The sequence below is a fragment of the Providencia sp. JUb39 genome (genome assembly GCF_012272845.1).
GTDB classification, from domain to species: domain Bacteria; phylum Pseudomonadota; class Gammaproteobacteria; order Enterobacterales; family Enterobacteriaceae; genus Providencia; species Providencia lanzhouensis.
The window spans coordinates 350668-362073 of the sequence record NZ_JAAWXD020000001.1 but is presented as its reverse complement, the minus strand read 5'-3'; the positions used below and the strand labels follow the sequence as shown (position 1 = coordinate 362073).

9 protein-coding genes are annotated in these 11406 nt (G+C 45.4%); 5 read left to right on the top strand and 4 right to left on the bottom strand.

The window, feature by feature from the left end:
- Positions 1–65: 65 nt before the first annotated feature.
- From paaK to paaY, 3 genes are all read left to right on the top strand, one after another.
- A complete protein-coding gene (paaK, locus tag HFU86_RS01580) occupies positions 66–1379 on the top strand; it encodes a phenylacetate--CoA ligase PaaK (RefSeq protein WP_132496859.1) in 1314 nt (437 codons plus the stop codon).
- A gap of 153 nt (positions 1380–1532) precedes the next feature.
- Positions 1533–2474 carry a phenylacetic acid degradation operon negative regulatory protein PaaX gene (gene paaX / locus HFU86_RS01575; RefSeq protein WP_036983814.1) on the top strand — a complete coding sequence of 314 codons (942 nt, stop codon included), beginning with the start codon at positions 1533–1535 and terminating at the stop codon, positions 2472–2474.
- A gap of 22 nt (positions 2475–2496) precedes the next feature.
- Positions 2497–3090: a phenylacetic acid degradation protein PaaY gene (gene paaY, locus HFU86_RS01570; protein WP_187128595.1), complete on the top strand. Its 594-nt coding sequence runs from the start codon at positions 2497–2499 to the stop codon at positions 3088–3090.
- Between the two features lie 97 nt (positions 3091–3187).
- Here the strand turns inward: paaY and HFU86_RS01565 are convergent, their stop codons facing one another.
- The gene (locus HFU86_RS01565; RefSeq protein ID WP_036949968.1) at positions 3188–4717 is read right to left on the bottom strand and encodes a DHA2 family efflux MFS transporter permease subunit; all 1530 of its coding nucleotides are present in this window, start codon (positions 4715–4717) and stop codon (positions 3188–3190) included.
- 4 nt (positions 4718–4721) lie between these two features.
- Positions 4722–5894 (bottom strand): multidrug efflux MFS transporter periplasmic adaptor subunit EmrA, encoded by a 1173-nt coding sequence (gene emrA / locus HFU86_RS01560; RefSeq protein WP_132496857.1) that lies wholly within the window; start codon positions 5892–5894, stop codon positions 4722–4724.
- A gap of 476 nt (positions 5895–6370) precedes the next feature.
- Between emrA and HFU86_RS01555 the strand changes: the two genes are divergently transcribed.
- Positions 6371–8422: a TonB-dependent receptor domain-containing protein gene (locus HFU86_RS01555; RefSeq protein ID WP_187128594.1), complete on the top strand. Its 2052-nt coding sequence runs from the start codon at positions 6371–6373 to the stop codon at positions 8420–8422.
- A 69-nt stretch (positions 8423–8491) separates the two neighbouring features.
- On the top strand, positions 8492–9373 hold the full coding sequence (locus HFU86_RS01550; RefSeq protein WP_255425920.1) for an alpha/beta hydrolase: 882 nt from the start codon (positions 8492–8494) through the stop codon (positions 9371–9373).
- 65 nt (positions 9374–9438) lie between these two features.
- Here the strand turns inward: HFU86_RS01550 and HFU86_RS01545 are convergent, their stop codons facing one another.
- Positions 9439–9699, bottom strand: a complete 261-nt coding sequence (locus tag HFU86_RS01545) for an acyl carrier protein (RefSeq protein WP_187128592.1) — start codon at positions 9697–9699, stop codon at positions 9439–9441.
- 9 nt (positions 9700–9708) lie between these two features.
- Positions 9709–11370: a hypothetical protein gene (locus tag HFU86_RS01540; RefSeq protein ID WP_187128591.1), complete on the bottom strand. Its 1662-nt coding sequence runs from the start codon at positions 11368–11370 to the stop codon at positions 9709–9711.
- Between the last annotated feature and the right edge of the window lie 36 nt (positions 11371–11406).

Below are 11406 nucleotides of genomic sequence, written 5' to 3'. Positions count from 1 at the left end.
CAAAACTGCCTGACTTCCCCTACACCTACTCAGGCAAGTATCAATAATAATAAGGATTGGCAATTATGAGCATGACACAACACGATAATATCGACCCGATCGAGTTTGCTTCCCGCGATGAGATCGAGGCGTTGCAGTTCTCACGAATGAAGTGGACACTCACTCACGCATACGAAAATGTGCCAATGTACCGCAAAAAATTCGATGCCGCGGGCGTACACCCTGACGATTTTAAACAGCTTAGCGACATCGAAAAATTTCCCTATACCACAAAGCAGGATTTACGTGAAAACTACCCATTCGATACTTTTGCCGTACCAATGGATCAAATTATCCGTATTCACGCCTCTTCCGGTACCACAGGGCGCCCGACGGTTGTCGGTTATACCCAACAAGATATTGATAATTGGGCAGATTTAATCGCTCGTAGCCTGCGCTCTGCGGGTGCCACTCGCGGGGATAAAGTCCACGTTGCTTACGGTTACGGGCTATTTACTGGCGGACTCGGAGCACACTATGGTGCTGAGCGTCTTGGCGCGGCAGTTATTCCCATGTCCGGCGGTCAAACCGAGAAACAAGCGCAGCTGATTGTCGATTTTAAGCCCGATATCATCATGGTAACGCCATCTTACTGCCTTAGTATTATCGACGAACTTGAGAAAATCATGGGCGGAGACGCTAGTAAGTGCTCACTAAGAATTGGTGTCTTTGGAGCAGAACCGTGGACAGAATCCCTCAGAACTGAAATTGAAACTCGCTTGGGGATCAAAGCCTTAGATATTTATGGCTTATCTGAAGTGATGGGACCTGGCGTTGCCATGGAGTGTGCAGACTCCGACGAAAGCGGTCCAACTATTTGGGAAGACCACTTTTACCCTGAAATTATCTGCCCAAATAGCCTAAAAACCCTCGGTCATGGAGAGCATGGTGAGTTAGTGTTCACTACCCTTACAAAAGAAGCCATGCCAGTGATCCGCTATCGAACCCGCGACCTTACTCACCTAAAATCCGGTGGAAACCGCCAGATGCGCAGTATCGGAAAAATCACGGGGCGCTCCGATGACATGATGATTATCCGTGGAGTGAACGTTTTCCCGTCTCAAATTGAAGAGCAAATTATGCAATTCAAAGAGTTATCTCCACACTACCAGCTGGAAATCGGTCGCCAAGGCAACATGGATAACCTCTCTGTTCGTGTTGAGCTCAAACACCCTGAACAACTGACCTTTGATGAACGCTGTAATATCTGCCACAACCTCAAACACCGTATTAAATCCATGGTGGGGATCAGCACCCGCGTAAGCATAGTCAACTGTGGGGATATCCCCCGCTCACAAGGCAAAGCCCAACGAGTGATTGATACACGAATTGCCATTTAATCCCCGAGAATGAGGTGTATTCATAATGAATACGCCTCTCGGCAGGTTTCCTCACAATGCTCACACTCTTTGGTATGAAAACAAGACAACCTTCTGGTTTTTGTCTAAGATTTGCCAAGTACCTGATACATTAATTTTAGGGATAAAAGCATAATGGAAACCAAACTCAGCCAATTTATACACTACGCTATCGAGAGCCAACCTATCAGCGGAACATCGCTTATTAGCTCCCTATATGGGGATGCCCTGCACCACCGTGGGGGCGAGGTTTGGCTAGGTAGCCTGACCAAATTGCTTGAGCCTATGGGTTTTTCCGACCGCTTTGTACGTACTTCCGTATTTCGTCTACAAAAAGAAAACTGGCTGGATGTCGAGAAAATAGGACGCCGTAGCTATTACCGTATTTCAGAGCGTGGGCAAAATCGCTTTCGTCGAGCGGAAAGCAAGATTTACCTCAGCGAACAACCTGAATGGGATGGAACATGGGACTTGCTGCTGCTGGAAAGCGCAGATAAAGATGAAAAAATTCGCCTTAAAAAAGAGTTTGGTTGGCTCGGGTTTGGGCAATTTAATAGCGGCTTGATGGCAGCGCCAAGCCGGACACAAAGCGATATTCCCGCCCTACTTGGTGAGTTAAACGCGGCTGACCAAGTGATTTACTTCCGTGCCGATTATCCCTTCAACCGCTCCGAGAAAAAATTAAAAGAGTTGGTGTTTGATGCCTGGTCTCTCCCTGAAATTTCAGAGCATTATCATCAATTTATCAGTTTATTCCGCCCAGTCGCATTATTACTAAAAGAGCATGGAGAACAGGCGATTTCCCCTGAATTGTGCTTCCAGCTGCGCCTATTACTGATCCACTTTTATCGCCGCGTGATATTAAAAGACCCGTTGCTCCCTGATGAGCTGCTCCCAGCACAGTGGGAAGGACATATTGCGCGCCATTTGTGCACCAATATTTACCAGCGTATCGACCAAGGCGCCACCCAGTACGTTACCGGCTTATGCGAAACCACCGTTGGGGAACTTCCACAACCCTCCAGCGCCTATTATCGACGTTTTGGCGGTATTCTTCGGGAGCTAGCAGCCGCATAATCATTTTGCTAAAGGAACCTTTATGCCATTTTATCAAATTGACGGTATTACCCCTGTAGTCAGCCCTGAAAGTTTTGTTCACCCTACCGCCGTGATCATTGGTGATGTGGTGATTGGAAAGCGCGTTTATATTGGACCTAACGCCAGTTTACGTGGAGATTTTGGGCGACTGATTATTAAAGATGGGGCGAATGTGCAGGATAACTGCGTGATGCACGGTTTTCCGCAATTCGATACTATCATTGAAGAAGATGGACATATCGGTCATGGGGCTATTTTGCATGGCTGCCATATTAAACGTAATGCACTGATAGGCATGAACAGCGTGGTGATGGATGGCGCGGTAGTGGGCGAAAATTCTATTGTTGGCGCCTGTGCATTTATCAAAGCGGATGCACAATTCCCCGATAACAGTTTGATTGTTGGAACACCCGCTAAAGTACTGCGTAGCCTGTCAGAGCAAGAAATTGAATGGAAAAGCAAGGGGACACTGGATTACCAAACCTTAGTGACCCGCTGCCTCAATACGTTCCAAGAAGTGACGCCGCTGGCGGAGGAAGAACCTAACCGCCCGAAACTGGCCTTTGACGATGTTGTTCCCAAGTCCAGACTGTAAAAACTATTTTGTAAAAACCTGCCATAAAAAAGCGCGTGCCAATCACTCACGCGCCCTTATTTCCATCAATGACTTATCCATCAATGACTCGCCGTATTTATGATTTATTGGCTTTGCTGCCAAACGGCGGCTTCGCAAACCACACCGTCACAATCAACGCAATAAACACCCAGCCACATAACCAGAAAATTTCATTCGCCGCGATAATCAGCCCTTGGCTAGTGATCTGCTGAGCAATAAAGCCGGAGGTTTGCTCCGTGGTCATGCCATGTGCAGCCATCCCTTGGTACATATCGAGGGATTCTGGGTTATAATCCGTAATAAATTCAGTGAGCTGGCTATGATGCACGGCCTCCCTATCACTCCACAGTGTGGTGGTGATCGATGTTCCAATTGAGCCCGCCAACGTACGGAAAAAGTTCGCCAAGCTGGAAGCCGAGGCTAATTTTTCAGGAGGCAGCCCCGACAGCGTCAAGGTGGTCAACGGCATAAAGAAACAGGCTACCGCCATCCCCTGCACCAACTGCGGCCAGACAACGGCATCGAACCCCATGGATGGCTCAAACGTATAGGCTCGCCAGAAGAAGCAAATGGCATAAAACACGAAGCTAAAGGTGACTATCCAGCGAATGTCTAAAAAGTCAGAGAGTTTCGCGACAGGTGCTGAGAACAAGACTGGCAAAAGACCGATTGGCGCGAGCGCTAATCCCGCCCATGTTGCGGTATAGCCGTACACTTCTTGCAGTAGCTGCGGCAAAAGTACGATCGCCCCAAAATATGCCATATACGCCAAACTGACCGAAATCGTCCCGATGGTAAAATTGCGGGATTTAAACAGTGATAATTCGACAATTGGGTTTTTGGAGGTCAGTTCCCAAATAACCATAAACACCAGCGCAATCGTGGAAATCACGGCAAGAATCACAATCTCATTGGACGCTAACCAACCAAGCTCTTTCCCTTTATCCAGCAATACCTGCAAGCAGCCAACACCGACAGATAACAACGCTAAACCGATCACATTGAATGGCACTTTAACCACTGTCGATTCCATTCCCTTGAGGATGATCGAGCCAACAATGATCACGAAGATCCCAAGAGGGATATTCATAAAGAAGATCCAGCTCCAATGGAAGTTATCGCTAATATAGCCGCCAAAAATAGGTCCAAAAACAGGGGCTAAAATAATGGTCATCGACCAAAATGCCAATGCCATATTCTGCATTTTCGGCGGATAACACCGCATGATGAGACTTTGCGAGAGCGGGATAACAGGCCCAGCAACTGCCCCTTGTAGCACACGGAATAAAATCAACATGCCAAGGCTATCGGAAAATCCACACAGTAATGAAAACAGCGTAAACAGTGCCGTTGCCCACAGGAAGACTCTTATTTCCCCAAACCGTTTGGCTAGAAAACCGGAAATCGCGATAGAGATGGCGTTCGATACCCCAAACGAGGTGATCACCCACGTCCCTTGAGAGACAGACACCCCAAGATTTCCCGCAATTGTCGGGATAGCCACGTTAGCAATCGTGGAGTCCAACACCTGCATAAATGTTGCCAGAGACAGGGCGATAGTCGCCCAGACGAGTTTAGCCCCTTTTAGCGGTTGAATATCAGCCATGGGACTAATCCGCGTTATCGCTGATAATGGTGTCGATCACCTGATCCACATCGTTTAACTTCAGCACCAAAACATCACTTTCAAACGCAGGGGTAGTGCGTTGAACTTCTGACAACACGGGGCCATTTTGGTCTTTAATATCGATGGTCACATTCATGGATAAACCGATACGCAGCGGGTATTTCGCCACTTGCTCAGGGTCTAACTCCACACGAACGGGTAGGCGCTGCACCACTTTGATCCAGTTCCCCGTGGCATTTTGCGCAGGTAGCAATGAGAACGCACTTCCCGTCCCCATATCCAGCCCTACCACGGTGCCTTTATAACTTACATTGCTACCATAAAAGTCACTGTTAATCGTGACTGGCTGACCGATACGTACATTTTCAAGTTGCGTCTCTTTAAAGTTAGCATCGACCCAAACAGGCTGAACCGGCACAATCGCCATTAACGAGCTTTGCGGGCTGACTTGGGAACCCACTTGCACATTACGGCGAGAAACATACCCCGTCATCGGGCTTTTGATTTCTGTCCGCTGTAGATTGATCCACGCACTGCGCACGCTATCGGCCGCTTGTTGCACCGCTGGCTGGTTTTTCAGTGCCGTATTACGCAACAACGCGCGGTTGGCATTATATTGTTGAATCGAAATATCCAGCGCTGCTTGCGCCAGTTGCACCGCTTCTTGAGAGTGCTGTAAATCCTCTTTTGAAATCGTCCCACTGCGACCTAATGCGGCACGGCGCTGATAATCTTTTTGCGCTTGTGCAAGCGAAACTCGATTTTGTTGGATTTGGGCTTGGTACTGATCTCCATTGATATACAACTCTTTAGTTTTGCGCACCGTAGACGCTAAATCATGTTTGGCCTGTTCATAAGCCAGTTGCGCATTGGTTTTATCTAATACCACCAGCACATCACCTGCTTTCACCAAGTCGGTATTCTCAAAGTTCACTTGAGTGACATTTCCGGTAGTTTGCGCAACGATAGGGATCTGCAAACCCGACACATAGGCATCATCGGTATATTCTTGAAAACGCAGAACCAAAAACCAATACACCCCATAGGCGACAAACAGCAAAACAAAAATAACCGTGGCGATGATCATCCACAGTGTTCTTTTATTTTCTTGCTTCGTTTTTTGATGTTCTTCAATTGAATTTGTCGGTTGTTCCATAATAACTCTCAAGGGAAATAGACTTTATTTAAGCAATAAACCTATCTTTACGAACTCACCGTGATAATGCAATAGCCAACTGTTTTATATTAACTAAATATCCATTTTAATTTTTATTTTCTGTTTTAAATCAATCTTCAATCTTGTTTTTAAATTAGAAAAATCAAATGCAATCAAAAAAAGATGAGATTATTTAAAGATAATAAAAAACATTCTAAATAAGATAATTGCGAATCGTTAAATAATAATTGGTATTTATTTCTTTCACTCCAGAAAAGTCATTCTCTCGTTTTTTAGTCTATTTACTACCATGTGTACGGCTTTTTACTCTCTCTAGTTCCCTCGCAAAAAATGTTAACCGTGATCAAACTTTGCCCAAAAAATAGCTCGCTAATTATTTATTTTCTATCTGTATCGGTGTTAATATTCGCAAACATTATGATTATCATTATCATTTAGTTTTACTAGGGAAAAACATGAAAACGCACTATCACTACTCTTTAATCGCTGCGGGTGTTTGCGCAGCGTTGGCTTCATTTAGCGCCACAGCAGAAGAAAATTCAGACAAAATGATCGTTACGGCATCGGGTTATTCCCAGCAATTACGCGATGCTCCTGCCAGTGTTACCGTTATTACCGCCGAGCAGCTACAAAACAAACCTGTGCGCGACTTAGCCGATGCGGTCAAAGATGTTGAAGGTGTCAGCGTCGTCGGAAGCGCCAATAAACAAGATATTAATATTCGCGGGTTATCCGGCGAATACACCTTAATTTTGGTAGATGGTCGTCGTCAAAATAGCCGTGAATCTCGCCCAAATGGTAGCGGCGGCTTTGAAGCGGGCTTTATGCCGCCTGTTGAAGCTATCGAGCGTATCGAGGTGATCCGTGGTCCTATGTCCTCCCTGTATGGCTCTGATGCCATGGGCGGCGTCATTAACATCATCACCAAAAAAGTGACCAATGAATGGCACGGTAGTGTCACTACGGGCGCAATTATTCAAGAAAATAGCGAAAGCGGCGATTCCATGGACGGTAACTTCTATCTGTCTGGTCCGCTGATCAAAGATAAACTCGGTTTACAACTGTACGGTGGCGGGGATTACCGTAAAGAAGACAAAATTCCAGATGGTCATGATAAAAAGGACAATAAAAGCCTGACCGCGAAATTAACCTTCACGCCGATGGAAAATCAAACCTTCTTATTTGAAGCGGGTAGAACCACCCAAGAACGCTATGCGGAACCGGGTAAATCACTGGCGGAATACTCCATGTTCAATGGTGTAAAACGCGATAATACCAAGTCTGAAACTCACAATAACCGTAACCATATGGCGCTGACCTACAAAGGCGATTGGGATGTTATCCAAACAGAAGTGAGTGTTTATCAAGAACAAACCAAACGTAAGACTAAAGCCGAAACCAAAGACGCAAAAACGGGGCTGTATAATTACGCTTATGAAGCGCGCGTACCAGAAATTACTAACACGGTAGTGGATGGTAAAGTCACCGCCTTCTTGCCGGATAATATCTTAACGGCGGGTACTCAGTATCAACATGCCAAACTGAAAGATACTTCTGCAACTGGCGCTAAAACCACGGAAAATGTGTCTTTAACGGCTGACCAATACGCCCTGTTCTTAGAAGATGAATTTACTGCCACTGAAAACCTGATTTTAACCGGTGGTATTCGTTTAGATCACCACGAATTCTATGGCGACCATTGGAACCCACGCGGCTACGCGATTTATCATTTAACCGATGAAATCACCATCAAAGGTGGGGTATCGCAAGCATTCCGTGCACCAACCCTGCGTGAAATCAGCCCGAACTACAAAACCTCGACAGAAAAAGGTAAGGGGATCATTTACGGTAATGACAACCTGAAACCTGAAAAAAGCTTTAACCAAGAAATTGGTATCGCCTATGACCATGAGTCTGGCTTCAACGCGAGCCTGATGTTCTTCAATACTGACTTTAAAAATAAGCTCACCAGCTACTACACCGGTGATAAAGACCCAGTGACAGGCTTAAACCTGTACACCTATGACAACGTCGGTGAAGCCAATATTAAAGGGGTAGAAATCGCAGCAGGTATTCCATTTGCCGAAGATTGGAACCTTAGCCTGAACTACACTTACACCGATTCAGAACGTAAAAGTAATGATGAAAAACTCACCAGTGGCGAATCCCTCAAAGGCTACCCATTGGATAAAACGCCGAAACACTTAGCGAATGCGAAGTTAGATTGGCAATATAGCCCTGACCTCAACTTATACACCCGAGCGCATTATGAAGGTGAGCAAGTGTGGGCAGCTCAACGTAACGGTTCTTCCGTTCCACGTTACCGTAAAGGCTATACCACTATGGATGTGGGCGCGACTTATCAGCTACTGAAAAATACTAAGCTGAATTTCGCGGTGTTAAATATTGCCAACGAGAAAGGCTCTAAGATTGACGCTGAGAATGGCGGTAACTGGGATGTTGAAGATGGTCGCCGTTACTGGGCGAATGTCAACGTGACATTCTAATCCCTGATTGCGGGTATGATGCTTATCGCTGATTACCCGCTGATTCTTTTTAGTTCGATGGCAATCCCAATGATAAAAAAACGGTTTATAGCGAGTCTCTTGATGTGTATCGCAAGTATATGTATCGCAAGCAATACTTGGGCGCGCCCCAACCCGAATATTCCTGAATTCGATGCGCGTGTGGCAGACGTATACACGGTGCAGCATCATGACATGCGCAATGGTCAGCGCGAGCTGCGTATCTACAGCGCCGTTCCACAGCATATTTCAGGAAAACGTCCCGTGCTGTTTATGTTAGACGGGAACGGTCTGTACCCGCTTGCGGTCAATCAGGCTGCTCAGCAATTTTCCCCCGAAAAATTACCGATTATTATTGGTATCGGCTATCCCAGCCCTGAGGCATTTCCAAAGAAAGAGCGCACTTACGACTACACGCCGAAAGTGGCTGGCAATGCATTCCAACACGGGGGCGGTGCGGAATCTCTGTACCAGTTCCTCACCTTCACCATTCGCCCATGGGCTGAGCAGCAGTTCCCGATAGATACCCAGCGTGAAACCTTATTTGGGCACTCATTTGGCGGTTTATTTACCCTGATGGCATACCAAGACCACCCTGCGGATTTCCAGCATTTTGTCGCGGCAAGCCCATCATTGTGGTGGGGAGAAGGGAAAATGGTGAATTTAGATAAGTTAACGCGCCCATCGAAAGCATCACCGCTAGATATCACTCTCGGTGAGTTAGAAGAGACGCCAGATTTAAGCCGTTTAACCGATGAGCAGAAGCAGAATTATCAAACGCGCAAAAGTTGGATTTCCCCACGTGAAGTGTGTGAAGCCATAAACAGTCCTCAACGGGTTTGTGATTTCACCTTATTTGCGGGCAAAACTCATGGTAGCGTCATTCCTGATGCCATCAAGAAAGCGTTGGAAATCGCAACATCTGAGCCATAAAAAACTCGGTTTCCTGCCCTAAAGCACGAAACCGAGTTGTTATTGATGAAAACTGACAAGACAACTTAACTGTCTATGGTGGCGCTAACGAGGTAATCCACAATATCCTGTAAGCGTCGCCACTTCATCCACACTTCATCTTTTAATGGCTGTTCGGTATATTCCTCTATCGCCGCAATCAATTCCAACAGCTCTAAAGAATCGATATGCACATCGGCAATCAGCTCTGCATCCATGGAATAGGTTTTGTTGATACCTGAATACTCACGAATTTGCTGAAGATGGCGTTCTAGCCATTGCTGCGCAATATCTTGTTGTGTGGTCATGTCATTACCTTATGGAAAACGTTTGGCGTTATCGTTATACCGCTCGACTTCCGCTTGGTTTGGTCTTAACGCGCCACGCTCCGTACCCGTGAAAAGCTCATCAGCTTTTGCGATAGAATCTACCAACATTTGCTCCGCAGGTACTGTTTGTGGGGCTGTACGCAACCCTTGATAAATCTCTTTATCTGCTTGGCTGCGATTTAATCCGCCGACTGTCGTAACGACGGGCTTAACTTCACTTTCTGATCCATTACTCGATTTCCAGCCTGACTCAGTTCGAATATAGCGATTCTGGAAACCTGTATTTCTTGGCAATAGCCATTGAATATCAGTAATATGTTTTCGAGGTTGCTCAGCCAGTTCTTTATCCTCTGGGCTTTCTAACTCAATCGTGAACGTAGTCTCTTCCTTCACAGGTTGAGAGCTAACGCTATTTATATTCTCCGATGTCGCTCTTAACTCAGGGCGGTTCTTATTCATTGACTTCCCGTCAATCTCGTTTGTCAAAACTGTGCTCGGCGCGGGAACTGGCGCTCTGTATGGCGTCCAGTCTGATGGATCATTTTTAGGTGTATTGATGACCGTATTTATCCCTTGAGACAAAGATGGTGGCAATACGCTTTCTCCAACATTATTTTGCACTTTTGTCGTGCTGTCGCTGGATGCCCCGTTATGGTAGTGGTTGATATTGTAAGTATTACCGACATTTCTATAATTGGTAGTATTCACTGTATTCGGCGCTAAAGCTGGCGATAACGCAGGACGCGGATGCCCAGCATCGACATCATCCCCCACAAAATTTTGCGGATTTGATGCAGGCCCTTGATGTGCCGATTCACTTGTATTATTCATATATTTAGCTGAACGAATGTGCTCAATTTTGCTTTCTAGTTCTAAAAATACGTTATGCAGCTGAAGTGCTTTATCCGCAAAAGATGTTTTCCCATGCTGTTTATATTCTTGAATGTAGCCTTCCATTTTCAGCTTGCTTTGATGTTCTAGCATGCTCACGAGGGTATCATTCACATTACAGCTTTCAACATCAGCTCTATCAAAAACTTCCGCTAACTTATCTTTAATTGCAGGGTTCACATACTTCTCGACAAAACGGTCAGAAATAGTTTGCCATCTGTTATCACCAAGGCTTTTAAATACGGATTCCATTTTTTTATCAAAAGCACATTCTTCATTATTTAAAGTGCTTTTAAGTTGCGAGTATTTATTTTCTTGCGTATTGAGTGAGTTAATTAAATCTGCCGCAGACTTCAACAACCCAGGTTCACGATTAATTTCATTCTGCGTTAATAAACTTAAAAGAATTAAACTATTCTCTGGGCGATAATTAATCTCTTGTTGAATCAAATTACCACTCGCCCCCGCGCAGAGTGCCGATGAAATCATGTCCTCTGATATTTTTGGAAATGTTTTGCTTAGCATCTGATGAATAACTGCGGCTTGTTTACTATGATTAGCTCGGTGTAATTCATTACGATCTGCTGCAATCGAAACCTGACTATTCGTTTCCGAATGCACAGGAAAATTAATTTGACTCCCTGTTGAGTTAACAGCCGCAATTTGTGTGCTGATAGCATTATTCCCTGCTAAAAATTTTGTAGGTAACACTGCTTGCGCTGGGTGTCCAACTCCAGTCGTTAAGTTTATATTAGGCATAAAAACTCCTCATAATTGCTTATGATTAAAATTAAA